Below are 25895 nucleotides of genomic sequence, written 5' to 3'. Positions count from 1 at the left end.
GGGTCACGCTGTTTTGTTTAGTTTACCTAAAAGGGGCGCCCGGCGCGCTCTCGCGCCCGGCGCCCCCTTGTTCAAGAAGCCGCTCAGTCCTCGCTGGGCGCGGCCGGCAGCTTGGCCTGGATGAGGTCCATGACCGTGGAGTCCGTCAGCGTGGTGACGTCACCGAGCTGCCGGTTCTCGGCCACGTCCCGCAGCAGACGGCGCATGATCTTGCCGGAGCGGGTCTTCGGCAGCTCGGCCACCGGCAGGATCCGCTGCGGCTTGGCGATCGGACCGAGGGTGTCGCCCACGTGGTTGCGCAGGTCGGCGACGAGGCCCTCGTCCTCGGCGTTCGCCGTGCCGCGCAGGATCACGAAGGCGACGATGGCCTGTCCGGTCGTCTCGTCCGCGGCACCGACGACGGCCGCTTCGGCGACCGAGGGGTGGGAGACGAGCGCGGATTCCACCTCGGTGGTGGAGATGTTGTGGCCGGAGACCAGCATGACGTCGTCGACGCGGCCCAGCAGCCAGATGTCGCCGTCGTCGTCCTTCTTCGCGCCGTCACCGGCGAAGTACTTGCCCTCGAAGCGGGACCAGTAGGTGTCCAGGAAGCGCTGGTCGTCGCCCCAGATGGTGCGAAGCATCGACGGCCACGGCTCGGTGAGGACGAGGTAGCCGCCTCCGCCGTTCGGGACCTCGTTCGCCTCGTCGTCGACGACGGTGGCCGAGATACCGGGCAGCGGCGTCTGCGCGGAACCGGGCTTGGTCGCGGTCACCCCCGGCAGCGGGGAGATCATCATCGCGCCGGTCTCGGTCTGCCACCAGGTGTCCACGATCGGGGTCCGGTCGGCGCCGATGTGCTTGCGGTACCAGATCCACGCCTCGGGGTTGATCGGCTCACCGACCGAGCCGAGCACCCGCAGGCTGGACAGGTCGAACTTCGCGGGGATGTCGTCGCCCCACTTCATGAACGTACGGATCGCGGTCGGCGCCGTGTACAGGATCGTCACCCCGTACTTCTGGACGATCTCCCAGAAACGGCCCTGGTGCGGGGTGTCCGGCGTGCCCTCGTACATGACCTGGGTGGCGCCGTTGGCGAGCGGGCCGTAGACGATGTACGAGTGCCCGGTCACCCAGCCGACGTCGGCCGTGCACCAGTAGACGTCGGTCTCCGGCTTGAGGTCGAAGACGGCGTGGTGGGTGTACGCGGCCTGGGTGAGGTAGCCGCCGGAGGTGTGCAGGATGCCCTTGGGCTTACCCGTCGTACCGGACGTGTAGAGGATGAACAGCGGCTGCTCGGCGTCGAACGCCTCGGGGGCGTGCTCGGCGGACTGCCGCTCGACGATCTCGTGCCACCACACGTCCAGGCTGTCGTTCCAGGCGACCTCCTGGCCGGTCCGGCGGACGACCAGCACGTGCTCGACGTTGCCGGCCTTGCCGACCGCCTCGTCGACGGCCGGCTTGAGCGCGGACGGCTTGCCGCGCCGGTAGCCGCCGTCGGAGGTGATGACGACCTTGGCGTCGGCGTCCTGGATACGGGTGGCGAGGGCGTCCGCCGAGAACCCGCCGAAGACCACGGAGTGGGCCGCGCCGATCCGCGCGCACGCGAGCATCGCGACGGCCGTCTCGGGGATCATCGGCATGTAGACGGCGACCCGGTCGCCCTTGCGGACCCCCAGTTCCAGCAGGGCGTTCGCGGCCTTGGAGACCTCGTCCTTGAGCTCGGCGTAGGTGATCGCGCGGCTGTCGCCCGGCTCGCCCTCGAAGTGGATGGCGACCCGGTCGCCGTGCCCCGCCTCGACATGCCGGTCGACGCAGTTGTACGCCACATTGAGCTCGCCGTCCTGGAACCACTTGGCGAACGGCGGGTTCGACCAGTCCAGGGTCTCGGTCGGCTCCTTGGCCCAGCTCAGCCGGCGGGCCTGCGCGGCCCAGAAACCCAGCCGGTCAGCCTTGGCCTCCTCATACGCCTCCGCCGTGACGTTGGCGTTGGCGGCCATGTCGGCGGGGGGTGCGAACCTGCGCTCTTCCTTGAGCAGGTTGGCCAGGCTTTCGTTGCTCACGGCATCTGCCTTTCCCAGGGTGTCCGTTGTGTCCCGGGCCACAGCTCATCAGACCGGGGGTGCGATGACAAGGGCCGACCGAAAATTGGTTTAGACCTGTGGATTCGTCGAGTCCGGCGGCCCGGCCCATCCGTACCCACGGACGCCGACCAGGCGGAGTTCACCACGTGTAACGCCTTTCACACTCCCGCCCAAGTACGGGTGAAGCGCCGTCGAGCACCGGCGCTCGACGAGAAGGGAGCCCGAGTGGACGGGATACGGGGCGGACCGCGGGCCGCGGCCCGCGACCCACAGCTCTTCGAGGAGTTCTACCGGCGCCATGTGGACGCGATGACGTCTTTCGTGGCCCGGCGTGTCGCGGATCCCCACACGGTCGCCGACCTGACGGCCGAGATCTTCCTGGCGGTCCTGGACTCCGCCCACACCTACCGCCCGTCCCGGGGCAGCGAGAGGGCATGGCTGTACGGCGTCGCGCGCAACGTGGTCGCCGGGGAGCGCCGACGGGTGGCCCGCGAGACCGACCGCGACCGGCGCATCTCGGGCCGGCGGCTGCTGGAGCCCGACGACATCGCTCGCCTGGAGGACAAGCTCGACGCGCAGAGCCCGGGCCGCCGCGCCCTGGCCGCGCTGGAACGGCTCCCCGCGGGGGAGAGGGCCGTCCTGGAACTGGTCGCGGTCGACCAGCTGACGGTTTCCGAGGCCGCCGCCGCACTGGGCATCACCCAGGTCACGGCCCGGGTACGGCTACACCGGGCGCGCAAGTCGCTGCGCGGGGCGGCGGGTGAGCCCACCGACGGGCCGCTCGGCACATCCCTGTCATACGTCACCGGCGGAACCGGGGGAGAGGCATGACCACCAGGACGACATTCGAGGACCGGCTGCTGGCGGAACTGCACCGCGAGATCGACCTGCGCGCGGACGCCCCTGCGGCGGACGCGGCGCCGCCGCCCGGGCGGCGCCGCCGTCTCCCGGCCCTCACCACGCCGAGGCTCGGCCTCGTCGCCCTGGCCTGCGCCGCTGTCGCGGGCGCGTGGGTGCTGATGCCGGGCTCCCCCGCCCAGAGCCCCGCCTACGCGGTGGTGTCGCACTCGGACGGGAGTGTGACGGTCACCATGAACGACTTCGGCCTCGGCGGCACCCTGCCGGACGGACTCGTCGAACGGCTCGAGAAGCACGGCATCCACGTGGTCGTGGACAAGGTGCCGAACGGTTACGAGTGCACCGAGCCACGGGGGAAGGAGGTCTCGGGCCGCTCCGATCCGAGCGAGGGCCCCAGCTGGATCTTCGACCTGCGGCGCGGGGACTCCCTGGTCCTCGAAAACCTGAGGCAGCGCCGGCCCGACGGGAGTTTCCAGCCGGTCACCGGCTACGGCTTCTTCCGCGGCGAGGTCGCCCCGTGCAATCCGATCCCAGCCCCGGAGCCCCGCCCGGCGGAGACGTCCGGTCTCCACTGAGCAGGCGGTGTGGGCGCGCCGGTGTCTCCGCGCGCCCAGGGGCGGGCCCCGGCTACGCAGGGCTGGGCAGGCCCTCCGCATCCCTCACGAGGTCGAACACCTCCGCGCCGGACGCTTCGGTGAGCAGATACGACTGCGCCTCGGCCACATGGAAGTACATCCCGTGCAGCTCCAACTCTCCCTCCCGCAGCGCCCGGGCCACCGGCTCGTGCGCCCGCAGATGCTCCAACTGCTGCACCACATTGGTCAGACAGAGCTGTTCCACCGCGTCGGCGGGCGCCCGCCCGGCAAGCCCGGCGGAGGGCCCGCTGCCGTCGGCCATCCGCTCCAGACTGGGCAGTCCGTGTCGCAGCCACCGCTTCAACGGGGTACGGGCGCCGCCCGGTTCGGAGTTGAGCAGCGCCTGCATGGCCCCGCAGCCGGAGTGCCCGCACACCGTGATGGAGCGCACCTTCAGCACGTCCACCGCGTACTCGATGGCGGCCGCCACCGAGTCGTCCCCGCTCTCCTCACCGGGCAGGGGGACGAGGTTGCCCACGTTGCGCACCACGAACAGGTCGCCCGGACCACTGGAGGTGATCATCGAGGTGACCAGCCGTGAGTCGGCGCAGGTGAGGAAGAGCTGGTCGGGCTGCTGGCCCTCGCGCGCCAGCCGGGCCAGCTCACCGCGCACGATCGGCGCGGTGTTGCGCTGGAACGCGCTGATGCCACGCGCCAGTTCCTGCCCGCTCGACTCGCGGGGCGCGCCCGGAGCCTGCGCGGTACAGGGCTCGCCGGACGCACCGGGCTGTCCGGCGGCCTGCGCGGTGTGCGGGCGCTCGCACTGGTGGTTGCGCCAGGCCGTCCAGGGGCGGCAGCGGCAGTGGGCGGAGTCGGGCTCGGCGATGCGCGTCCCAGGTCTGCGTCCGGTCAGCTCGACGGAACCGCCCTGCGCGGTGTGCGTCTTCTGCCAGTCCTGCAGCGCTTCGTAGGCCGCGTGGTCCATGAACGACCCGTCCAGCTCCACGACGGCGTCGGCCCCCTGGGGGACGAGGTGCAGGGCCCGGCTCAGCCGGGGCACCGCGAGGAACGTCAACTGCCCGCGTACGTGGACATGATGGACTCCTTCCCTCTCGCAGTGGGTGATCCGGGTGCGGGTGAGGCGGTGCAGGGAGACGGCGACGGCGACGGCGATCCCCAGCGTCACGCCCTGCAGGACGCCGAACACGACCACGCCGAGGGTGGTGACGGCGTAGACCAGGACCTCTCGGTGGCGGGTCACCGTGCGGATGTGGTGCAGGGACACCATCTGGATGCCGACGGCCATCACCAGGGCGGCGAGCGAGGCGAGCGGGATGAACTCGAGGACCGGGACCATCAGCAGCGCGGCGATCACTACGAGAACGCCGTGCAGCATCGTGGAGTTCCGGCTGACGGCACCCGCCTGGACGTTCGCCGAACTGCGCACCGCCACACCGGCGACGGGCAGTCCGCCCAGGGCGCCGGAGACGATGTTGGCGGCTCCCTGTCCGAGCAGCTCACGGTCCAGGTCGGAGCGGCCGACCCGGGTACGGCGACCGGGATCCGGGCTCGCGGCGATCAGGTCGGGTCGTCCCGACGCCAGCTTGTCGACGGCCACCGCACCCAGCAGCGACTGCACGCTGCACACCAGCGTGGTGGTGAGCACGGCGGCGGTGAGCCCCAGCACGGGACCCTCGGGCAGTCCGGCCAGGGCATGGCTGCTCCAGGACGGCAGGTCGACCTTCGGCACGGCCAGCCCGGCGAGGGAGGCGGCGGTGGTGGCTCCGGCGACGGCCACGAGCGCGGCCGGGATCCTGTGCAGGAGTTGGCCGGCCCGGCCCGGGATGCGCGGCCAGATGAAGAGCAGCGCCAGGGTCAGCGCGCTCACCGAGACCGCGGCGGGCTGCACGCGCGCCAACTGGGCGGGCAGGGCGCGGAGGTTGTCGAGGACGGCGCTGTGCGGGGTGCCGCCGAGGACGATGTGCAACTGGGCGACGGCGATGGTGACACCGATGCCGGCGAGCATGCCGTGCACGATCGCGGGGCTGACGGCGAGCGCGGTACGGGCCACCCGCAGGCAGCCGAGGCCGAGTTGGACCACTCCGGCGAGGACGGTGATGGCGCAGGTCGTCCGCCAGCCGTAGCGGTGGATCAGATCGGCGGTGACCACGGTGAGTCCGGCGGCGGGACCGCTGACCTGGAGCGGACAGCCGCCCAGCCGGCCGGCGACGATCCCTCCGACGGCGGCGGCCACGAGACCGGCCTGGAGGGGGGCGCCGGTGGCGAGGGCGATGCCCAGGGACAGGGGCAGGGCGATCAGGAAGACCGCGATCGAGGCCGACACGTCGGCGCCAGCGACACGGAAGCGGCGGGGCGGGGTCGGCGGGGGGCTGTGGGAAGGGTGGATGCGCCTCGTGTGGTGCGAGTCGCTCGGGTCGGTGGCTCGGGTGGGAACACTGGCTGACATTTTTCCCGTCTCCTCCGGGGCAGCGCGGTCGCGGAATAGGTGGTCCCCCGTCGATGGCGGGGGTCGGGTCGCGGCCGTGGGTCACGGCGTGCAGCGGCGGGATGAATCAACGCTCGGTAAATGGATCGTAATGCAGAGTAAAGCGCAGGCATAGACTTTCCGGGCAAATAGGGGAATTGCTCACCTGAACGGGTGAAGTGGCAATTTCATCGGCTTGTCGTACTAATTCCTTCTCGGGCTCGTGCGAACTTGGCGGCGCTGTCGTTGCCCCGAGAGAAGGAAGAAGGTGGGCGGAACATGGCCGCCACCCACAGGATTGCCGCGGGAGCCGTGGTCGCCGCGGTCTGCGCCGCCTCACTCGCCGGTTGCGCGACCGGCACCGACGACCTCGAGGGAGGAGCCGCCGGCCCGCTGAAGGCGAAGCCCGCCCAGGCACCCCCCAAGCGGGTGTTCCGCCTGATCGGCGACGGCTCCACCGCGTACACCGGAGCCCAGCCGCACCTGCCCAGAGCCCAGCGCCTCAAGCCCGGCGAGAAGCCCCCGCAGTTCGTGGTGTTCTCCTGGGACGGCGCCGGCGAGGACAGCCAGAAGCTGTTCTCCCACTTCCGTGAGGTCGCCAAGGCGAACCACGCGACGATGACGTACTTCCTGAGCGGTGTGTACATGCTGCCGGAGGACAAGCGCGCCGAGTACAGGCCGCCGCAGCACTCCCCGGGCCGGTCCGACATCGGCTTCAACGACGAGCAGGGCATCGCCGACACCGTCAAGCAGCTGCGCCTCGCGTGGCTGGAGGGCAACGAGATCGGCACCCACTTCAACGGCCACTTCTGCGGCAGCGGCGGCGGGGTCGGCCAGTGGTCGGTCGAGGAGTGGAAGGACGAGATCGCCCAGGCGAAGAAGTTCGTCAAGTCCTGGAAGACCAACACCGGGATGACGAAGGCCTCCCCGCTGCCCTTCGACTACGACAAGGAGCTCGTCGGCGGCCGCACCCCCTGCCTGGAGGGCCAGGAGAACTTCATGAAGGCCGCCCGCGAGCTGGGCTTCCGCTACGACACCAGCGGCGTCAACGAGCAGCTCTGGCCGAAGAAGAAGCAGGGCCTGTGGGACCTGTCGATGCAGCTCGTGCCCTTCCCCGGGCACTCCTACGAGCAGCTCACCATGGACTACAACTTCATGGTCAACCAGTCCGGCACCAGGACCCAGGGCGACCCGGGCAAGTACGAGTTCTGGGGCGACCAGATGCGCGACGGCCTCCTCACGGGCTTCCGGCGGGCCTACGAAGGCAACCGCGCGCCTCTGATCATCGGCAACCACTTCGAGTCCTGGAACGGCGGCACCTACATGCGCGCCGTCAAGGAGACCGTCGAGCAGGTGTGCAACAAGCCCGACGTGCGCTGTGTCTCCTTCCGGCAGCTCGCCGACTGGCTGGACGCCCAGGACCCGAACACCCTTGAGAAGCTGCGTGCCCTGGGGGTCGGCGAGGCACCGAAGCAGGGCTGGCCGGCCTTCCTGTCCGACCGGCCCGCCCCGGCGCCGAAGGGCGTCCCGGGGGCGCCGGCGGCCAAGAAGCAGTAGGCGGCTGTGCGGCCGTCCTCAGACGGCCGCCACCGTGCTTTCACCGAGCACGAACGAGGGGTCGATCTGCGCCGCCAGATCGGCCCCGGTGCGCTCGTTGCCCCACGCCTGGGCGTTCTTCAGATGGAAGTGCACCATCTGCTGGGTGTAGCGCTGCCCGTCGCGCAGGTCGTACGTCGCGTCGGCGGCCGTCCGCAGCCGGTGCAGGGCGCGCCTGTTGACGTCCTCCAGGAGCGCGAACCGGGGCGGCCGGCCCTTCTCCAGGGCCCGCACCCAGTCGGAGTGCCCGACCGTCACCAGCAGGTCGTCCCCGACTTCGGCGCGGAGGAAGTCGAGGTCGTCCTGGCCCTGCACCTTGTTGCCGACGACCTTCAGGACGACGCCGAAGTCACGGGCGTACTCCTTGTACTGGCGATAGACGGAGACCCCCTTACGTGTCGGCTCGGCGACGAGGAACGTGATGTCGAAGCGGGTGAACATGCCGGAGGCGAAGGAGTCCGAGCCAGCCGTCATGTCCACCACGACGTACTCGCCCTGCCCGTCCACCAGGTGGTTCAGGCACAGCTCCACCGCTCCCGTCTTGGAGTGGTAGCAGGCGACCCCCAGGTCGGCGTCCGTGAAGGGGCCGGTGACCATCAAACGGACGACGTCGCCGTCGAGTTCCACCGGCCGGGCGCAGGCGTCGTAGACCGGGTTGTCCTCGCGCACCCGCAGCAGCCGCGAGCCCTCGCCGGGCGGGGTGGTCTTGATCATCTCCGCGGCCGAGGCGATCCGCGGGTTGGTGCCGCGCAGGTACTCCTTGATCAGCGACAGCCGCTCGCCCAGGGCGGGCAGCGCGGCCGCTTCCGCCTCGTCCAGGCCGAGCGCGGGCCCCAGGTGCTGGTTGATGTCGGCGTCGACGGCGATCACCGGTGCTCCGGTGGCCGCCAGGTGGCGGATGAACAGGGAGGACAGGGTGGTCTTGCCACTGCCGCCCTTCCCGACGAAAGCAATTTTCATGTTCACCAAGAGTAGTCGGCAGATAGCTGTATGTGACAGGAGTGCGTGAAGAAGACCACTCCATCGAGGGGTGGGCGGCGAGGTTGCGTAATGTCGTACTCATGAGTACGACAGGCGCGAACGCCGATCCGCTCGCGGCCCTGGGCTCGCTGCCCGGTGTGGCCGAGTCCGTGGAGTCCGTGCGCAAGTCCGTGGACCGGGTCTACGGACACCGTGTCATGCGGCGCCGCAGCAACGAGATCACCTCCGAGGCGGCCCTGCGCGGCGCCCGTGGCTCGGCCGCGCTGTCCGGCGCGGACTGGGCCCTCGAAGAGGTACGTCGACGCTCCGACTTCGGCGTCGACGACGAGGCGAGGGTCGTGGGCGCGGCGCTCAGGCTGACCTCCGAGTCCGGCCAACTGCTGTCCATCTGGCGGCAGTCGCCCCTGCGGGTGCTGGCCCGGCTGCATCTGGTCGCGGCGGCGACCGACGAGGACGAGGTCGGGCGTCCCCGTCAGGCCGGCGAGAGCGTCGACGAACCGCTGATCGAGCTGCCGCTGCCGGCCGCGGCGGAGGTCTCGGGCCGGCTGGAGGGCCTGTCCGAGCTGATCATCGCGGGCAGTTCGGCCCCCGCGCTGGTCACGGCCGCCGTCGTACAGGGCGAGCTGCTCGCCCTCAGGCCCTTCGTCTCCCACAACGGCCTGGTGGCGCGCGCGGCCGCGCGGATCGTCCTGGTCGGCAGCGGTCTCGACCCGAAGTCGGTCTGCCCGGCGGAGGTCGGTCACGCCGAACTGGGCCGCGCGGCCTATCTGGCGGCGCTCGACGGGTACGTCTCCGGCACTCCCGAGGGCATGGCCGCCTGGATCGCCCACTGCGGCAGCGCGATCGAACTGGGCGCGCGCGAGTCGACGGCGGTGTGCGAGGCGCTTCAGCGCGGAGCGGCGTAGAAACCCCTGGAACAGGGTTGCGGCGGTACGAGGACTCGTACCGCCGCTGGCATGTTCACCGAGTTACCAAGCGTCCTCGAGATATTGCCCATCAGGTCGGGAACTTTGCCCGTCACCTGGTGCGGCTGGCCCGTAATCGACGGGTCGACGTCGCGTGGGTGCCCGGTGTTCATGCTCGGTCCGTGGGGCCAAATGCGTTTCTAAGGTGATCCTCTCGGATGTCCTTGGTCTCGCGGGCCGTTAACCCCTTTGTACTCCTGGACCGCAGCAAGCGGAAGCCCTGGCCGTCGTTCTTTACTTTTGTCTCAAACAGGCGCCAAGTAGTCGTAATCACCTCAGGCCACGGTCGAGCGCCGCCGGTTCGCGTACCAGACGAGGCCTGCCGTCGCCGCTGCCGCGCCTATCGCGGCGACCGCGACGAGCGCCGGGCGGGGCGGTACGGCGAATCCGGGCAGCCGCTGCTTGAGGCGGACCGGACGGTGGAAATCGAGAATCGGCCACCCGCGCGCGAGGGCTTCCTTGCGCAGCGCCCGGTCCGGGTTGACCACGTGCGGATGGCCCACGGCCCGCAGCATCGGCAGGTCGGTCGCCGAGTCGCTGTAGGCGTAGCAGCGCTCCAGGTCGTATCCCTCGGACTCCGCCAGCTCCTTGACCGCCTCCGCCTTCGTCGGGCCGTACGCGTAGTACTCCACCTCGCCGGTGAAGCAGCCGTCCTCACCCACGACCATCCGGGTTGCCACCACCCGGTCGGCGCCCAGGAGTTCGCCGATCGGCTCGACCACCTCGGCGCCGGACGTGGAGACGATGACGACGTCCCGGCCGGCGGTGTGGTGCTCCTCGATGAGGGAGGCGGCCTCGTCGTAGATGATCGGGTCGATCAGGTCGTGGAGGGTCTCGGCCACGATCTCCTTGACCTGCTGGACGTTCCAGCCGCGCACGAGCGCGGAGAGGTACTCGCGGGTGCGCTCCATCTGGTCGTGGTCCATACCGCCGACGAGGAAGACGAACTGGGCATATGCGGTCCGCAAGGCGGCCCTGCGGTTGATCAGACCGCCTTGGTAGAACGACTTGCTGAACGTGAGCGTGCTCGACTTCGCAATGACCGTCTTGTCCAGGTCAAAGAAGGCGGCTGTGCGGGGCAACGAGTGGTTTTCCACGACCCCGAGCATAGGCGCAGCCCATTCGGCGTAAGGTGAGGCGCGTGGGTTTGCCTGAGAGGGCTCTCGGGTACACCATGGAAGTCACGGATCGTTCGCGACCGTGCTAACCCGGTCCGGCTCCTCCCCCCCCCGAGTCGGCCGTGGAGGCGACCCCCACTCTCCCCCCCGGTGGGGGTCGTCGCATGTCCGGGTGGGTTTTCCTCTTTCGTACGCGGTCCTGTGACCGTACCGAGGCGGCTTCGGCCGCCTTTTCTGCATGCCCATGATCGGTCACTGTGTGTAGTCACCGCGCTGCTCTGTGGAGGTCGTCCACGGTGTGGTGCGGGCTCACCGGTATGGGTGATGGCGATATTCACAACCGCCGAGTTGTCCACAGTTATCGACCAAGATCCACACGATTTCCAGGATCGCTGCACCGTGATTCCCACACGTCCCGCTCGGGCCGCCTTCATGGCCGGTTCTGGTTAGTCGGGGGTGTTTGGCCGGTTCGTATCGGCCGTTCATATGGAGGCCGGTTGCCGGTTCTTCACATGTTTGGGAATCGCGGGGCCGAAGGGGCCGCGTGAGAGAGGCGTCGCGCGGGCCTTCGAGGAGGCTCCCGCGTGGCGCGGCGAAGGGGGATGGAGACCGTGACCGCAGCCGTCACACACGAGGGACAGCCCGCCGCCGGGGGGCGGCCGGGCCGGCCGTTGATCGTCACGGAGGACGAGGACCTGCTCGACGACCTGCTGCGGCTGTGCGCGGCGGCCGGGGCGACCGCCGAGGTCCATCACGGGGTGCCGCAGCCCAGGGGCAGCTGGGAGGCCGCCCCGCTCATCCTGGTCGGCGACGACGCCGCACGGCGGGTGCGTGGAGCCGCCCGCAGGCGCGGAGTGGTGCTCGTGGGCCGGGACCAGGACGACTCCGGGGTGTGGAAGCGGGCTGTCGAGATCGGCGCCGACCACGTCCTGATGCTGCCCGACGGCGAGCAGTGGCTGGTCGACCGGATCGCCGACGTCACCGAGGGCGTCGGCCGCCCGGCCCTCACCGTCGGCGTCATCGGCGGCCGCGGCGGGGCCGGAGCCTCCACGCTCGCGTGTGCCCTCGCCGTCACCTCCGCGCGTGAGGGCTTGCGCACGCTCCTCGTGGACGCCGATCCGCTGGGCGGCGGACTCGACGTACTCCTCGGCGGCGAGACCACCGAGGGCCTGCGCTGGCCCGCGTTCGCCGCCTCGCGCGGGCGGGTCGGCGGCGGCGCCCTGGAGGAGTCGCTGCCACAACTGCATTCGCTGCGGGTCCTGAGCTGGGACCGCGGCGACCGCATCGCCGTCCCGCCGCAGGCCGTACGGGCGGTGCTCGCCGCAGCCCGGCGTCGGGGCGGCACCGTCGTCGTCGACCTGCCCCGCCGCCTCGACGACGGCGTCGCCGAGGCCCTCGCCCAACTGGACCTCGGGATCCTCGTCGTCCCCGCCGAACTGCGCGCCGTCGCCGCGGCCGGCCGCGTGGCCTCGGCGGTCGGCATGGTCCTGCGCGACCTGCGGGTGGCGGTCCGCGGCCCGTACGCACCCGGCCTCGACGACCGCGAGGTGGCCCGCCTGCTGAGCCTGCCCCTGGTGGGCGAGGTCCCGGTCGAGTCGGCACTCCAACGGCCCCAGGGAAGCGGATCACCACCCGGGGCGGCCGTCCGGGGACCGCTGGCGCGGTTCTGCAAGCAGTTCTGGGAGCGCGCGTTGACCGAGGCGGGAGCGGCATGAGCGTGTTCTCAGGGGTCGAACGGATGGACGGGGCGGGCAGCGGTTCTGCCGAGGCGTGGCGGACGGGTGATCCGGCAGCGGGCCCTGTCGAGCGACGGCTGTCGGACGAGGCATCGGTCGGCACCGGCGGACGGCTGCGGCCGACCCCGGCCGGTGTGCCTACGGCGGCCTCGGCGGCCGGCGCCGACATGGCCCCCGGTCTGCTGGCCGGCGTACGGCAGTGGCTGGCCGAGAGCGGAGCCGAACCGACACCCGCGCGGGTGGCACAGGCGCTCCGGGAGCAGGGGCGGGTCCTCGGGGACGCCGAAGTGCTGGGCGCGGCCGAGCGGTTGCGGTCCGAACTCGTCGGCAGCGGACCTCTGGAGCCGCTGCTCGCCGACCCGTCGGTGACGGACGTCCTGGTGTCGGCGCCGGACCGGGTCTGGGTGGACCGGGGCGGCGGACTCGAACTGACCGCCGTCTCCTTCCCCGACGCTGCCGCCGTACGACGACTCGCGCAGCGGCTCGCCGCGGTGGCGGGGCGGCGCCTCGACGACGCGCGGCCCTGGGTGGACGCCCGGCTGCCGGACGGAACGCGGTTGCACGCGGTGCTTCCTCCGGTCGCCGTCGGCTGTGCCTGCCTGTCCCTGCGGGTCGTACGGCCCCGCGCGTTCACGCTGGACGAACTGGTCGCCGCCGGCACGGTGCCGCCCGGCGGGGACCGGGTGCTCAGGGCGCTGCTCGACGCGCGGCTGTCCTTCCTCATCAGCGGTGGGACGGGCACCGGGAAGACGACGCTGCTGAGCGCGCTGCTGGGGCTCGTCGGACCGGGTGAGCGGATCGTGCTCGCGGAGGACTCGGCAGAGCTCAGGCCGGACCATCCGCATGTGGTTCGGCTGGAGACGAGACCCGCCAACCAGGAGGGCGCCGGGCTCGTCACGCTCGAGGACCTGGTGCGCCAGGCCCTGCGGATGCGACCGGACCGGCTCGTCGTGGGCGAGGTGCGCGGGCCCGAAGTGGTGCACCTGCTGGCCGCGTTGAACACGGGCCATGAGGGCGGCTGCGGGACCGTGCACGCCAACGCGGCTGCCGACGTACCGGCCCGTCTGGAGGCGCTGGGTACGGCAGCCGGGCTCGACCGGGCCGCGCTGCACAGCCAGTTGGCGGCCGCGCTGTCGGTCGTCCTGCATCTCGTGCGCGACCGGACCGGGCGGCGGCGGATCGCCGAGGTGCGGGTGCTGGAGCGGGACTCCACCGGGCTGGTGCGGACGGTGCCGGCGCTGCGGTGGGGAGCGGAGGCGTTCGTGTACGAGCGGGGGTGGGAGCGGCTGCGGGGGCTGCTCGGGGATGCGATGCGGGGCCCGGGGGAGGGCGGATGACCCGGACGGGAGGGGACGGGAGGGGGGCGACGGGACGGCGACGAACGGGCTCGGACGGTGAGAGGACGTGGTGATCGGGATGGGGGAGATGTCGGTGGGGTCGACGGGAGTGGCCGTGGGGTGCCTCGGGATGGCCGTGTGGCTGTGGGGCGGGCGGCGTTCCGGGGTGCGGCGGGCACAGGTGCTGCTGACCGACGGAGGAGCGGTGGGACTGGGGCCTCCGCCGTGGCGGCGGCTGGCGGGGGAGCTGCGGCGGGTTCGAGGGCGGCTGGGGTTCGAGTGGTGGGCGGTGGCCGCCGGGCTGGTGCTCGCCGTCCTTGGGGCCTCGGTGCTGCCGGTCGTCGCGGCGGCGGCCGGGGTGCCGTTGCTGCGGCGGGTGCGGCTGGCCCGGGAGGAACGTCGGGTGCGTGAGCGGCGGGCGGCCGAGGTGATCGCGCTGTGCGCGTTGGTCGCCGGGGAGGTGCGTGCGGGGCGGCAACCGGGAGAGGCGCTGGTGCGGGCTGTGCGGGACTTCGAGGGGCCGGGGCGCGCTGGGGCCGGCTCGGGCGGGTCCGGTCTTGCGGCCCCGGAGGCCGGTGGGTTCGGAGAGACACAGGCATCTGTGCTGGCGGCGGCCCGGTTCGGTGGGGATGTTCCTGGGGCTCTCGCCGCGGCGGCTCGCCGGCCCGGGGCGGAGGGGCTGCTGGGGCTTGCCGCGTGCTGGCGGGTGGCCGTGGACCAGGGCGCGGGGCTCGCAGCCGGGCTCGACCGGCTCGAAGGGGCATTGCGGGCCGAGCGTGACCAACGGGCCGATCTCCGCGCCCAGTTGGCGGGAGCACGGTCCACGGTGTGGATGCTCGCCGCGCTGCCGGTGCTGGGGCTGGGCCTCGGTGCCGCCCTCGGCGCCGACCCCCTGCACGTCCTTCTGCACACCGGGAGCGGGCTGGGCTGTCTGCTGGTCGGCGGCCTGCTGGAGGGCGTCGGGATGTGGTGGGCGACGCGGATCGTACGGGGAGCCGAGGCGGCATGAGTGCGGAGTTCGTCCACAGGCTGGGGGCGGTTCTGGGGACCGCGTCGGCGCTCGCCTGGCTCGCCCGGTGGGCCGTGGCGGTGCGGCGTGAGCGCAGGATGCGACGGCGGCTCGGAGAGTTGCTGGCCGCATCGGAGGCCAGGGGCGAGGGCCCGCGGTTCGAGGGGAGGGAGTTCGCGCGGCGGTGGCTGCCCGTGCTCGGCGTCGGGTGTGCCGGGTGGGTGCTGGTCGGGGGAGTCGCCGGTGCCGTGGTCGGACTGGTCGTCGCGGTGGGGTTGTGGCGGTGGCGGCTGCGCCAGAGGGCCGGTGTGGGTGCGGAGGAGGCCGACGCGGGTGAGGCGGCCCGGCAACTACCGCTCGCCGCCGACCTGCTGGCCGCCTGTATCGCGGCGGGCGCCGGACCCGTGATCGCGGCCCAGGCTGTGGGTGAGGCTCTGGGCGGGCCCGTGGGAGAGGGACTCGCGCGCGGGGCGGCGGAGGTACGGCTCGGCGGCGAACCGGACGAGGCCTGGCGAAGGCTCGCCTCGACACCGGGTGCGGGGGCGCTGGCCCGGCTGCTGGAACGCGCCGACGTGACCGGGCTGCCCGCGGCCGGACCGGTCGGCGGCCTCGCGGCGGACGCCCGCGCCGACTGGGGGCGCGCCGCGACGGCACGGGCACGCAAGGCCGCTGTGCTGGTCACCGCGCCGGTGGGGCTGTGTTTCCTGCCCGCGTTCATCGCCGTCGGCGTGCTGCCGATCGTGATCGGGCTCGCGGGAGGAGTGCTGGGAGGGGGTGGGCGATGACGGCCGACGGTCGCTGAGGCGGCGGACGAGGAGACGGACGAGGAGACGGACGAGCAGGCGTACAAGCAGTCAACGAGCAGTCAGACGGTAGTCAACAGGACTGATCCTTACGGGGGTTGAGATGTACAAGGCAGTGCGGGCGCGGATGGGTGCCCTGGTGTGCAGGACGATGTGCCGGATGCGGTCGATGCGCGGGGACGACGGAATGGTCACCTCCGAGTACGCGATGGGGATCGTCGCGGCGGTGGCGTTCGCGGTGGTGCTCTACAAGGTGGTGACGAGCGGGGCCGTCAGCGCGGAACTCCAGGCCATCGTGAAACGGGCGCTCGATGCGAAGGCGTGAACGGACGGCGGACCAGGGGTTCGTGACGGCGGAGTCGGCCATGGTGCTGCCCGTGCTGGTGATGTTCGCGATGGCGCTGGTGTGGGGGCTGCTCGTGGTGGCCGCCCAGATCCAGTGCGTGGACGCGGCCAGGACGGGCGCCCGCGCGGCGGCCCGGGAGGACCCCACCGAGGCGGTCGTCCGGGTGGTTAGGGACACGGCACCGCGCGACGCGGAGGTGACGGTCGCCCGGGAGGGCGACCGGGTCCGTGTCGTGGTCGTGGCGAGGCCACCGGCGCTGCACGGCCTGCCCTTCGAGGTGCGGGAGGAGGCCGTGGCCTTGGTGGAGGCGACGGTCGAGGCCACGGTGGGGGAGGAGGGATGAGCGGCGGAGCTACGGAGCGCGAGGTCGGCGGCGGGGGGTTCTCGGCCGCTCGGTATGGCGGTGAATGGTGCGCCTGTGCTCGGTTGGACGGTGCCCGGTGTGCCTGTGCTCCGTCGGACTCTGGGCGGTTCGCGAAAGCCTGGGTGGGTGCTGGGCGGTTCACCCGAGCCGGCTGCCGCTCTGTCGCCCGGTGCGTCGGCGCGCAGGTCGTCGGCGCCCGTTCGGACCGGGGTTCGGCAACCGTCTGGAGTGTCGGTGCCATCGCGGTGCTGTGCGTGGTGTTCGGGGCCGTGCTGGGCCTCGGGCAGGCCGTGGTCGTACGGCATCGTGCGGCCGGTGGCGCGGATCTGGCGGCGCTCGCGGCGGCGGACCACTGGGCGGACGGACCGGCGGTGGCCTGCGCTCGGGCGGAGGAGGTGGCGCGGGATCAGGATGCGCGGATCGTGCGATGCGTGATGGTCGGTGAGATCTCCGATGTGACGGCCGCTTCCGGTCGGGGCCCGTTCACGGCGGAGGTCAGGGCGCGGGCGGGGCCTGCTGGGCCGGTTCCGTCGCAGGCTCCGCTTCCGCCGACTCCCGGAGCCCGGGCTCCGGAGGGGGTTCCTCTTGAGGCTTCTCAGGGCGCCCCTCCTCCGGCGCCCCCCGCAACAGCACCGTGAGGAGCCGCACCGCGCCCCTCTTGTGCAGCGGGTCGTTGCCGTTGCCGCACTTGGGGGACTGGATGCAGGACGGGCAGCCGGCGTCGCACTCGCAGGAGGCGATGGCCTGGCGGGTGGCGGTGAGCCAGGCGCGGGCGGTGTGGAAGGCGCGCTCCGCGAAGCCCGCGCCGCCCGGGTGACCGTCGTAGACGAAGACCGTGGGGAGCAGTGTGTCGGGGTGCAGGGGGATCGACACGCCGCCGATGTCCCAGCGGTCGCAGGTCGCGAAGAGGGGCAGCAGGCCGATCGAGGCGTGTTCGGCGGCGTGCAGGGCGCCGCCGAGGATCTCCGGGTTGATCCGGGCCTCGTCGAGCTGGTCCTCGGTGACCGTCCACCACACCGCGCGGGTGCGGAGCGTACGAGGAGGGAGGTCGAGTTTCGTCTCGCCCAGTACTTCACCGGTGATGAGGCGTCTGCGGAGGAAGGAGACGACCTGGTTGGTGACCTCGACGGAGCCGTAGCACAGGCGTCCGTCCCCCCAGGGGATCTCGGTGTCCGTCTCCAGGACGGTGATGGAGGTCGTGTCGCGGGCGACCGTCGAGTAGGACGGGTTGGCCTCCGAGACCAGGGCGACCGAGTCCTCCAGGTCCAGGGAGCGGACGAGGTAGGTGCGGCCCTGGTGGAGGTGGACCGCGCCCTCGTGGACGGCGGTGTGGGCGGAGCCCGCGTCGACCGTGCCGAGGAGGCGGCCCGTGCCCGACTCGACGATCTGGATGGGCCGGCCGCCCTCCCCGCGGATGTCGGTGAGGTCGGCGGCCCGCTCCCGGCGGGTCCAGTGCCAGGCCTTGGTGCGGCGGCGCAGGAGCTTCGCGGACTCCAGCTGCCCCAGCAGGTTCTCGGTCTCCGGCCCGAACAGCTCCATGTCCTCGTCCGTCAACGGCAGTTCCGCCGCGGCCGCGCACAGGTGCGGGGCGAGGACGTACGGGTTGTCGGGGTCGAGGACGGTGGATTCCACCGGCTGGTCGAACAGGGCCTCGGGGTGGTGGACGAGGAAGGTGTCCAGGGGGTCGTCGCGGGCCACCAGGACCGCCAGGGCGCCCTGGCCGGCTCGACCCGCCCGGCCGGCCTGCTGCCACAGGGACGCGCGCGTGCCGGGGTAGCCGGAGATCAGCACGGCGTCGAGGCCGGAGACGTCGATGCCGAGTTCCAGGGCCGTGGTGGCGGCCAGGCCCAGCAGCTCTCCCGAGTGGAGTGCCTGTTCCAGGGCCCGGCGTTCCTCCGGGAGATAGCCGCCGCGGTACGCCGCCACGCGGCGGGCCAGGGAGCGGTCGACCTCGGCCAGTCGTTCCTGGGCGATCACGGAGATCAGCTCGGCGCCGCGCCGGGAGCGCACGAAGGCGACCGAGCGCACGCCCTGCACGGCGAGGTCGGTGAGGAGGTCGGCGGTCTCCGCCGTGGCGGTGCGGCGGACGGGGGCGCCCTTCTCGCCCTGCATCTCGGTCAGCGGGGGCTCCCAGAGGGCAAACACCAGTTCGCCGCGCGGTGAGGCGTCGTCGGCGACCTCGACCACCGGGAGGCCGGTGAGGCGGCGGGCGGCGACCGACGGCTCGGCGGCGGTCGCGGAGGCCAGCAGGAAGACGGGGGAGGCACCGTAGCGGGCGCAGAGGCGGCGCAGGCGGCGCAGCACCTGGGCGACATGGGAGCCGAACACGCCCCGGTAGGTGTGGCACTCGTCGATGACGACGTACTTGAGCGCCTTCAGGAAGGAGGACCAGCGGGCATGGGACGGGAGTATCCCGCGGTGCAGCATGTCCGGGTTGGTCAGCACGTAGTTGGCGTACTGGCGGATCCACTCGCGTTCCTCGAACGGCGTGTCGCCGTCGTAGACCGCGGGGCGTACGGAATTGGCCAGCGGTTGTGAAAGTTCCTTCACCGAGCGGCACTGGTCCGCCGCCAGGGCTTTCGTGGGGGACAGGTAGAGCGTGGTGGCGCCGCGGCCGTTCGGGGCCTCGGAGCCGTCCAGGAGGGTGGACAGGACCGGCACGAGGTAGGCCAGGGACTTGCCGGAGGCGGTGCCGGTGGCGACGACGACCGACTCGCCGTCCAGGGCGTGTTCGGCCGCGCGTGCCTGGTGGGCCCAGGGGTGCTCGATGCCGCAGGCCTGGACGGCCGCGATGACCTCCGAGCGGATCCGGTCCGGCCAGACGGCATGGCGACCCGCACGTGGGGGCAAGTGCTCCGTATGAGTGATGCGCGCAGCCCGGCTCGGCCCGGCGGCGAGTCGGTCCAGGACCGTGCTCGGCGTGGGGCGGGGACCGGTGTCCGTCGAGGGTCGATCGGATCGGAGATTCTTGGCCATCGGCACCGAGTGTGTCACTGGCGTGACGGACAATGGGACCAAGGCGTCGTGCACGCCTGCCGGTAAGTGATTGAATGCCATCGCGGCTGGCGAACCGTCCCGGGGGCTCTGCCGAGGTGTCCCGAGGGGCGACCGCTCGATAGCAAGGTGCTGGAGGATCCGTGGACCTGTCCCTGTCGACCGAGACCGTCGGCGATCGCACGATCGTCAGGGTCGGTGGCGAAATCGACGTATATACCGCGCCCAAGCTGCGCGAGCAGCTGGTCGAGCTGGTGAATGACGGCAGTTTCCACCTTGTCGTCGACATGGAGGGCGTGGACTTCCTCGACTCCACCGGGCTCGGCGTACTGGTCGGCGGACTGAAGCGGGTGCGCGCCCATGAGGGCTCGCTGCGCCTGGTCTGCAACCAGGAGCGCATTCTCAAGATCTTCCGTATCACCGGACTCACCAAGGTGTTCCCGATTCACACCTCGGTCGAGGAAGCGGTGGCGGCGACCGACTGATCCGTCTCCGGGCCCGTGCCCGGAGCGGCAGAAGGACGTCGACAGAAGCAAGAGAGGGGGTCCGGGCTTTCGGCGGCCCGGTCCCCCGACAGCACGCCCGTAGTTCCGAGGGGGACGCATGGCCACCGTTGAACTCCGTTTCAGCGCGCTGCCCGAGCACGTCAGGACCGCCCGACTGGTGGCGGCAGCGGTGGCGCGCAGGGCCGGAGTGGACGAGGCCGTCCTCGACGAGGTCAGGCTCGCCGTCGGCGAGGCCTGCACCCGTGCCGTCGGACTGCACCAGAGCGGCGGCATCTCCGCGCCGGTCCAGGTGCTGCTGATCGAGGAGGAGAAGCAGTTCTCCATCGAGGTCGGCGACGAGGCACCGCGTTCGACCCCGGGTGACCGGGCGTCGGGCGCACCGGGCGAGGAGCCCGACGCCGAGACCGAGGAGGACGAGATGGGCCTCGCGGTCATCAGCGGCCTCGTCGACGACGTCGAGGTCACCGCAGGGGAGCATGGCGGACAGATCCGTATGACCTGGCCGACCACGCCGCCGGCCGCAGTGCTTCCCTGACTTTCTCCCCGGTTCGCATCAGATTTCTGTTCGACAGCGGAAGGGCCCCACCACACCGGTGGGGCCCTTCCGCATGTCGGCGTGGGCTTTCTGTGCCTACAGTGGTCAGGCGCGATGCGTATCGTGAATTGGTTCACGATCTAGATATCGGCCATGAATGCCTTCGGGGCATTACTGCTTTCGGTTGTGTAAAGGCCAATTCCGTTTACCGCGCCCTGTTTTGATCAGGGCGGGGTACCTACAATCCGTCCACATCTTGAGCTCAGCCCAAGCGTCAAGGAGGACGAATGGCGGGGCTTTCTACCCCTGATCAGTTGGACCAGCCCACAACAACCCTCGCGGCCGCGGTGCTCACTGACGACAACCGGGTGCTGATCGCCGTCATCGCGGTCGTCGCCCTGGCGGCACTCGTGGTGGCAGGCGTCCTGGTGCGCCAGGTGCTCGCGGCCGGCGAGGGCACCGACAGCATGAAAAAGATCGCGAAGGCCATCCAGGAAGGCGCGAACGCCTATCTGGCGCGCCAGTTGCGCACGCTCGGCGTATTCGCCGTCATCGTGTTCTTCCTGCTCATGCTGCTGCCCGCGGACGACTGGAATCAGCGCGCAGGCCGATCCGTGTTCTTCTTGATCGGCGCGGCGTTCTCGGCGGCCACCGGCTATATCGGCATGTGGCTCGCCGTGCGCAGCAATGTGCGTGTGGCCGCGGCGGCGCGAGAAGCCACTCCGGCGGAAGGCGAGCCGGAAAAGGATCTCACCGCCGTCTCCCACAAAGCCATGAAGATCGCTTTCCGTACGGGTGGCGTGGTCGGCATGTTCACGGTGGGGCTCGGTCTGCTGGGCGCCTCCTGTGTGGTGCTGGTGTACGCGGCCGACGCGCCGAAGGTCCTGGAGGGTTTCGGTCTCGGCGCGGCGCTCATCGCGATGTTCATGAGGGTCGGCGGCGGCATCTTCACCAAGGCCGCCGACGTCGGCGCCGACCTGGTCGGCAAGGTCGAGCAGGGCATCCCGGAGGACGACCCGCGCAACGCCGCGACCATCGCCGACAACGTGGGCGACAACGTCGGTGACTGCGCGGGCATGGCGGCCGACCTCTTCGAGTCGTACGCCGTGACCCTCGTCGCCGCGCTGATCCTCGGCAAGGCGGCCTTCGGTGACGCCGGACTCGCCTTCCCGCTGCTCGTCCCGGCGATCGGCGTGCTCACCGCGATGGTCGGCATCTTCGCGGTGGCCCCGCGACGCTCCGACCGCAGCGGCATGTCCGCGATCAACCGCGGGTTCTTCATCTCCGCGGTGATCTCGCTCGTGCTGGTGGCGGTGGCCGCCTTCGTCTACCTGCCGGGGAAGTACGCCGACCTCGACGGCGTCACCGACACGGCGATCAGCGGCAGGGACGGCGATCCGCGGATCCTCGCCCTGGTCGCGGTGGCGATCGGCATTCTGCTGGCGGCCGTCATCCAGCAGCTGACCGGCTACTTCACCGAGACCACCCGCCGCCCGGTCCAGGACATCGGCAAGAGCTCGCTCACGGGGCCCGCCACCGTCGTCCTCGCCGGTATCTCCATCGGTCTCGAGTCGGCCGTCTACACCGCCCTGCTGATCGGCCTCGGCGTCTACGGGGCCTTCCTGCTCGGCGGCACGTCGATCATGCTGGCGCTGTTCGCGGTGGCGCTGGCCGGCACCGGCCTGCTCACCACGGTCGGTGTGATCGTCGCCATGGACACCTTCGGGCCGGTCTCCGACAACGCGCAGGGCATCGCCGAGATGTCCGGCGACGTCGAGGGCGCGGGCGCGCAGGTGCTCACCAACCTGGACGCCGTCGGCAACACCACCAAGGCCATCACCAAGGGCATCGCCATCGCCACCGCCGTCCTCGCGGCGTCGGCGCTCTTCGGGTCGTACCGTGACGCGATCACGACCGGCGCGCAGGACGTCGGCGAGAAGCTCAGCGGGGCGGGCGCGCCGATGAGCCTGATGATGGACATCTCGCAGCCCAACAACCTCGTCGGCCTGATCGCCGGCGCGGCGGTCGTCTTCCTCTTCTCGGGGCTGGCGATCAACGCGGTGTCGAGGTCGGCGGGCTCGGTGGTCTACGAGGTGCGGCGGCAGTTCCGCGACCATCCCGGGATCATGGACTACAGCGAGGAGCCGGAGTACGGCAAGGTCGTCGACATCTGCACCAAGGACGCCCTGCGGGAACTCACCACACCCGGTCTGCTCGCCGTGCTGGCGCCGATCTTCATCGGGTTCACGCTCGGCGTCGGCGCGCTCGGCGCGTTCCTCGCGGGCGCGATCGGCGCGGGCACCCTGATGGCGGTCTTCCTGGCCAACTCCGGCGGTGCCTGGGACAACGCCAAGAAGCTCGTCGAGGACGGCCACCACGGCGGCAAGGGCAGCGAGGCCCATGCGGCGACGGTGATCGGCGACACCGTCGGCGACCCCTTCAAGGACACCGCGGGCCCCGCGATCAACCCGCTGCTGAAGGTGATGAACCTGGTGGCGCTGCTGATCGCCCCGGCGGTGATCAAGTTCAGCTACGGCGAGGACAAGAGCATCGGCGTACGGATCTTCATCGCCGTTCTCGCGTTCCTCGTGATCGCCGGCGCGGTCTACGTCTCCAAGCGGCGCGGCATCGCCGTGGGTGACGAAGACAACGAGAAGAAGGTGGCCAAGTCGGTGGATCCCGCGGTGGTTTCGTAGGTCCTGGCACGAGGCCCAGCTCAAGGGGCGGGCGTGCGGCGTGTGTTCATGCGCCGCACGCCCGCCCTGTGCGTGCGCGCCGCTCGGCCGTGAGGCTTCTCTCGCCTGGCGCATACAGTAATAAAGACATCTATAAGCGACATTCGGTTCGCGGGTGCGGGGCGGGTCCTGTGTAAGGTCCGGGGGCTGAGAGGCCACGGAAGGGACCGATCCGGTGAACACGAAGCTCGCGGCCGCACTGTCCGGCGGTGCGGTACTGGTACTGGCGCTGTCGGGATGCGGCGGCGGCGACAAGGACAACAAGGAACTCGACGCCTGGGCCAAGAAGGTCTGTGACCTGGTGCCGGCCCAGAATCAGAAGATCACGGCGGCCTACGACGCGATCACCAAGGCGGCCGAGGACACCGAGAGCACCCCGGCGGAGCTCCAGAAGGCCGACTCCCAGGCCTTCCAGGACCTGTCCGACGGCTATAAGGCGCGCGCCACGGTCATCAGCAACGCCGGGGCGCCTCCCGGTGCCGAGGACGGTGCGAAGAAGCTCCAGGCGGCCGTCAAGCAGCTCACGGCGCTCTCGGCGTCCTATGCCGACATGAAGACGCAGGTGGACGGGCTCGACACCAAGGACCAGGCGAAGTTCGCGACCGGTCTCAAGGACGTGTCGGCCGAGATGAACAAGGTCGAGACGCAGCGCCAGACCGCCCTCGCCGCGCTGAAGGACCTGGAGTCGGGCGACACCAAGAAGGCCCTGTCCGAGCAGTCGGGCTGCAAGCAGGCGTCCACGTCCCCGGCGGCGTCCGCGCCGGCGACGGACAGCTGAGCGGTCGGTGGGTGCTGGGGAGAGGCGGCTGGGCGCATGCGGTCATGGATCGCCGAGTACACCTAGCCGCCTGCCGCCTGCCGCCTGCCGCCTGCCGCATGACGCCTGTCACCTAGCCGCCGGCTGCCTGCCTCCTGTGGACGCTCCCGGCGCCGCCCCGTTCTGCGCCCGTGCCGGCCTCGGTGGCCGAGTCGCGCCCCGAGCCGTGCCCCGAGGCCGCGCCCCGAGTCGCTCGGTGAGGCGTGCGGCGGGGCGGGTGCGGGACACAATGGGGGCGTGAGTACCTCGAGTCTGCCCACGCTGCCCGCTGCCCCCGCTCCCGGCCGTCCCGATGCCACCGCCCGGCTCCGGGACGCCCTGCTCGGGGCCTCCTTCACCGCCGACGGGCTGCTGGAGCTGCTCGGCGCCCCCGCGTACGCGGCTCTCGCGCGCAGCGAGACCGTGCCCGCGCTCCGGGCGACCCGCGGGGACACCCCGCTGGAGGTGCTCGTACGCCTGTTCCTCCTCCAGCAGCCGGTGCTCCACGCGCGCGTGGCCGACGTTCTGCCCGTTGAGGCGTGTCTGGAGAGCGGCTGGCTGGTGCGCTCCGGGACGGACGAGGTCGCCGCGACGGTGGACGTACGGCCGTACGGCGGCCCTGGTGGCGAGGACTGGTTCATCGTGTCGGACCTGGGCTGCGCCGTGGGCGGTGCCGGTGGCATCGGCAGCCGGGAGGAAGGGGTCGTGCTCGGCGTCGGCGGCGCCTCCACGACCCTCGCCGGCATCACCGTCCGCACGCCCGTCGGCTCCGCCCTCGACCTCGGGACCGGCTCCGGCATCCAGGCCCTGCACGCCGCCCAGCACGCCACGCGCGTGACGGCGACCGACCTCAACCCGCGCGCGCTGCACATCACCGCGCTCACGCTGGCCCTGTCCGGCGCCCCGGCGGCCGACCTGCGGGAGGGCTCGCTGTTCGAGCCCGTCAAGCAGGGCGAGACGTACGACCTCATCGTGTCGAACCCGCCCTTCGTGATCTCGCCCGGAGCGCGGCTGACGTACCGCGACGGCGGGATGGGCGGGGACGATCTGTGCCGCTCGGTCGTTCAGGGGGCGGGGGAGTTGCTGAACGAGGGCGGGTTCGCGCAGTTCCTCGCCAACTGGCAGCACGTCGCGGGGGAGGACTGGCAGGACAGGCTCAGGTCGTGGGTGCCGCGCGGGTGCGACGCGTGGATCGTGCAGCGCGAGGTCCAGGACGTCACGCAGTACGCCGAGCTGTGGCTCAGGGACGCCGGTGACCACCGCGGCGACCCGGCCGAGTACCAGGCGCTCTACGACGCATGGCTGGACGAGTTCGAGGCGCGCAAGGTGAGGGCCGTGGGCTTCGGCTGGATCACCCTGCGCAGGACGGACTCCGCCGAGCCCTCGATCACCGTCGAGGAGTGGCCGCACCCCGTCGAGCAGCCGCTCGGCGACACCGTCCGCGCGCACTTCGAGCGCCTCGACTACCTGCGGGCCCATGACGACGCGGCCCTGCTGGAGGCCCACTTCAAGCTCGTGCCCGAGATCGTGCAGGAGCAGGTCGGGCTGCCCGGCGCGGAGGACCCCGAACATGTGGTGCTGCGCCAGCACCGCGGGATGCGCCGGGCCACCAAGGTGGACACCGTCGGCGCGGGCTTCGCCGGCGTGTGCGACGGCTCGCTGAGCGCGGGCCGCATCCTGGACGCGATCGCCCAGCTCATGGACGAGGACCCGGTCATGCTGCGCGACCGTACGCCCGCGCAGATCCGGCTGCTGGTGGAGCAGGGGTTCCTGGAACCCGCGTGACCCACCGCCGCCTGCCGGCGTAACCGCGCCTGAGCCGGGCGCGCCAGTAGCTGGCCCAGGCCGCTTCCGGGACCTCGCCACTGAACTCAGCGACAAAAGAGAGACGCACCAAGATCGTGTCCACGGTCGGCCTGACCGACAGCGCGGTCTGAATCCGGTCGGTTTTCGTGCCGAATCCGGTGCGGATCGGTCGCGGAAGTGCGGGATCCGGGTGAGAAGGGGGCGAGAACCGGACGGGATCCATGGGGGTCCGGGCGGCCGGGGTGGCGGCCCGGCGGTCGGTCAGGGGTCCGTCGGGGGAGTCCGGG

At 71.4% G+C, this 25895-nt stretch carries 20 protein-coding genes and 1 pseudogene; 16 read left to right on the top strand and 5 right to left on the bottom strand.

From position 1 onward, the window contains the following. Window positions 1-83: 83 nt before the first annotated feature. Window positions 84-2042 (bottom strand): acetate--CoA ligase, encoded by a 1959-nt coding sequence (gene acs / locus D1369_RS18275; RefSeq protein WP_007383675.1) that lies wholly within the window; start codon window positions 2040-2042, stop codon window positions 84-86. A 246-nt stretch (window positions 2043-2288) separates the two neighbouring features. On the opposite strand from acs, the gene D1369_RS18270 reads away from it, so the two are divergent. Both D1369_RS18270 and D1369_RS18265 read left to right on the top strand, forming a co-directional pair. Beyond that, complete coding sequence (locus tag D1369_RS18270) at window positions 2289-2894, top strand: RNA polymerase sigma factor (protein ID WP_037900934.1); 606 nt, start codon at window positions 2289-2291, stop codon at window positions 2892-2894. Then, on the top strand, window positions 2891-3496 hold the full coding sequence (locus D1369_RS18265) for a hypothetical protein (protein WP_007383677.1): 606 nt from the start codon (window positions 2891-2893) through the stop codon (window positions 3494-3496). The genes D1369_RS18270 and D1369_RS18265 overlap by 4 nt, the downstream gene beginning before the upstream one ends. A gap of 52 nt (window positions 3497-3548) precedes the next feature. On the opposite strand, the gene D1369_RS18260 is transcribed toward D1369_RS18265, so the two are convergent. Further along, the gene (locus D1369_RS18260; RefSeq protein ID WP_007383678.1) at window positions 3549-5963 is read right to left on the bottom strand and encodes a bifunctional SulP family inorganic anion transporter/carbonic anhydrase; all 2415 of its coding nucleotides are present in this window, start codon (window positions 5961-5963) and stop codon (window positions 3549-3551) included. 297 nt (window positions 5964-6260) lie between these two features. Between D1369_RS18260 and D1369_RS18255 the strand changes: the two genes are divergently transcribed. After that, window positions 6261-7538 (top strand): hypothetical protein, encoded by a 1278-nt coding sequence (locus D1369_RS18255; protein ID WP_007383679.1) that lies wholly within the window; start codon window positions 6261-6263, stop codon window positions 7536-7538. Window positions 7539-7556: 18 nt separating this feature from the next. Here D1369_RS18255 and D1369_RS18250 read toward each other — a convergent pair whose 3' ends face one another. Continuing rightward, a complete protein-coding gene (locus D1369_RS18250) occupies window positions 7557-8537 on the bottom strand; it encodes an ATP-binding protein (protein WP_037900944.1) in 981 nt (326 codons plus the stop codon). Between the two features lie 101 nt (window positions 8538-8638). On the opposite strand from D1369_RS18250, the gene D1369_RS18245 reads away from it, so the two are divergent. Next, a complete protein-coding gene (locus D1369_RS18245; protein ID WP_007383681.1) occupies window positions 8639-9463 on the top strand; it encodes a Fic family protein in 825 nt (274 codons plus the stop codon). 335 nt (window positions 9464-9798) lie between these two features. Here D1369_RS18245 and D1369_RS18240 read toward each other — a convergent pair whose 3' ends face one another. Then, on the bottom strand, window positions 9799-10632 hold the full coding sequence (locus D1369_RS18240) for an HAD family hydrolase (protein WP_007383682.1): 834 nt from the start codon (window positions 10630-10632) through the stop codon (window positions 9799-9801). 611 nt (window positions 10633-11243) lie between these two features. Here D1369_RS18240 and ssd point away from each other — a divergent pair. The 7 genes and pseudogenes from ssd to D1369_RS18205 form a co-directional block, all read left to right on the top strand. After that, window positions 11244-12356 (top strand): septum site-determining protein Ssd, encoded by a 1113-nt coding sequence (gene ssd, locus D1369_RS18235; protein WP_007383683.1) that lies wholly within the window; start codon window positions 11244-11246, stop codon window positions 12354-12356. A gap of 188 nt (window positions 12357-12544) precedes the next feature. Further along, on the top strand, window positions 12545-13714 hold the full coding sequence (locus D1369_RS18230) for a TadA family conjugal transfer-associated ATPase (RefSeq protein ID WP_037903541.1): 1170 nt from the start codon (window positions 12545-12547) through the stop codon (window positions 13712-13714). A 79-nt stretch (window positions 13715-13793) separates the two neighbouring features. Beyond that, window positions 13794-14723 (top strand): type II secretion system F family protein, encoded by a 930-nt coding sequence (locus tag D1369_RS18225; RefSeq protein ID WP_037903543.1) that lies wholly within the window; start codon window positions 13794-13796, stop codon window positions 14721-14723. After that, window positions 14720-15508, top strand: a complete 789-nt coding sequence (locus tag D1369_RS18220; protein WP_037900947.1) for a type II secretion system F family protein — start codon at window positions 14720-14722, stop codon at window positions 15506-15508. Before D1369_RS18225 ends, D1369_RS18220 begins: the two co-directional genes overlap by 4 nt. Before the next feature lie 121 nt (window positions 15509-15629). Next, entirely contained in the window at window positions 15630-15851 is a 222-nt protein-coding gene (locus D1369_RS18215) for a DUF4244 domain-containing protein (protein ID WP_007383687.1), read from the top strand. Beyond that, window positions 15838-16215: a TadE family type IV pilus minor pilin gene (locus D1369_RS18210; RefSeq protein WP_007383688.1), complete on the top strand. Its 378-nt coding sequence runs from the start codon at window positions 15838-15840 to the stop codon at window positions 16213-16215. Before D1369_RS18215 ends, D1369_RS18210 begins: the two co-directional genes overlap by 14 nt. Before the next feature lie 221 nt (window positions 16216-16436). Further along, a pseudogene (locus tag D1369_RS18205) lies at window positions 16437-16760 on the top strand (Rv3654c family TadE-like protein); the annotation flags it as partial. On the opposite strand, the gene D1369_RS18200 reads toward D1369_RS18205, so the two are convergent. Continuing rightward, window positions 16732-19293: a DEAD/DEAH box helicase gene (locus D1369_RS18200; RefSeq protein WP_237557652.1), complete on the bottom strand. Its 2562-nt coding sequence runs from the start codon at window positions 19291-19293 to the stop codon at window positions 16732-16734. The pseudogene D1369_RS18205 and the gene D1369_RS18200 overlap by 29 nt on opposite strands. An 80-nt stretch (window positions 19294-19373) precedes the next feature. On the opposite strand from D1369_RS18200, the gene bldG reads away from it, so the two are divergent. From bldG to D1369_RS18175, 5 genes are all read left to right on the top strand, one after another. Next, on the top strand, window positions 19374-19715 hold the full coding sequence (gene bldG, locus D1369_RS18195; RefSeq protein WP_006132569.1) for an anti-sigma factor antagonist BldG: 342 nt from the start codon (window positions 19374-19376) through the stop codon (window positions 19713-19715). A 118-nt stretch (window positions 19716-19833) separates the two neighbouring features. Then, the gene (locus D1369_RS18190; RefSeq protein WP_007383691.1) at window positions 19834-20271 is read left to right on the top strand and encodes an ATP-binding protein; all 438 of its coding nucleotides are present in this window, start codon (window positions 19834-19836) and stop codon (window positions 20269-20271) included. A gap of 287 nt (window positions 20272-20558) precedes the next feature. Further along, a complete protein-coding gene (locus tag D1369_RS18185; protein ID WP_007383692.1) occupies window positions 20559-22967 on the top strand; it encodes a sodium-translocating pyrophosphatase in 2409 nt (802 codons plus the stop codon). Between the two features lie 214 nt (window positions 22968-23181). Further along, on the top strand, window positions 23182-23784 hold the full coding sequence (locus D1369_RS18180) for a hypothetical protein (protein ID WP_007383693.1): 603 nt from the start codon (window positions 23182-23184) through the stop codon (window positions 23782-23784). A 276-nt stretch (window positions 23785-24060) separates the two neighbouring features. Continuing rightward, the gene (locus D1369_RS18175) at window positions 24061-25587 is read left to right on the top strand and encodes a class I SAM-dependent methyltransferase (protein ID WP_007383694.1); all 1527 of its coding nucleotides are present in this window, start codon (window positions 24061-24063) and stop codon (window positions 25585-25587) included. The last annotated feature ends 308 nt before the right edge of the window (window positions 25588-25895 follow it).

Origin of the sequence: Streptomyces sp. CC0208 (assembly GCF_003443735.1) — a bacterium.
GTDB lineage: Bacteria > Actinomycetota > Actinomycetes > Streptomycetales > Streptomycetaceae > Streptomyces > Streptomyces sviceus.
Note: the sequence above shows the minus strand (reverse complement) of the source record. Positions and strands in the feature narration are given on the sequence as shown.

Coding starts and splice junctions, on each gene's coding strand:
- D1369_RS18265 (WP_007383677.1), top strand. CDS start 2,891: ATGACCACCAGGACGACATTCGAGGACCGGCTGCTGGCGGAACTGCAC.
- D1369_RS18260 (WP_007383678.1), bottom strand. CDS start 5,963: ATGTCAGCCAGTGTTCCCACCCGAGCCACCGACCCGAGCGACTCGCAC.
- D1369_RS18255 (WP_007383679.1), top strand. CDS start 6,261: ATGGCCGCCACCCACAGGATTGCCGCGGGAGCCGTGGTCGCCGCGGTC.
- D1369_RS18250 (WP_037900944.1), bottom strand. CDS start 8,537: ATGAAAATTGCTTTCGTCGGGAAGGGCGGCAGTGGCAAGACCACCCTG.
- D1369_RS18245 (WP_007383681.1), top strand. CDS start 8,639: ATGAGTACGACAGGCGCGAACGCCGATCCGCTCGCGGCCCTGGGCTCG.
- D1369_RS18240 (WP_007383682.1), bottom strand. CDS start 10,632: ATGCTCGGGGTCGTGGAAAACCACTCGTTGCCCCGCACAGCCGCCTTC.
- ssd (WP_007383683.1), top strand. CDS start 11,244: ATGGAGACCGTGACCGCAGCCGTCACACACGAGGGACAGCCCGCCGCC.
- D1369_RS18230 (WP_037903541.1), top strand. CDS start 12,545: ATGGCCCCCGGTCTGCTGGCCGGCGTACGGCAGTGGCTGGCCGAGAGC.
- D1369_RS18225 (WP_037903543.1), top strand. CDS start 13,794: ATGGGGGAGATGTCGGTGGGGTCGACGGGAGTGGCCGTGGGGTGCCTC.
- D1369_RS18220 (WP_037900947.1), top strand. CDS start 14,720: ATGAGTGCGGAGTTCGTCCACAGGCTGGGGGCGGTTCTGGGGACCGCG.
- D1369_RS18215 (WP_007383687.1), top strand. CDS start 15,630: ATGTACAAGGCAGTGCGGGCGCGGATGGGTGCCCTGGTGTGCAGGACG.
- D1369_RS18210 (WP_007383688.1), top strand. CDS start 15,838: ATGCGAAGGCGTGAACGGACGGCGGACCAGGGGTTCGTGACGGCGGAG.
- D1369_RS18200 (WP_237557652.1), bottom strand. CDS start 19,293: ATGGCATTCAATCACTTACCGGCAGGCGTGCACGACGCCTTGGTCCCA.
- D1369_RS18190 (WP_007383691.1), top strand. CDS start 19,834: ATGGCCACCGTTGAACTCCGTTTCAGCGCGCTGCCCGAGCACGTCAGG.
- D1369_RS18185 (WP_007383692.1), top strand. CDS start 20,559: ATGGCGGGGCTTTCTACCCCTGATCAGTTGGACCAGCCCACAACAACC.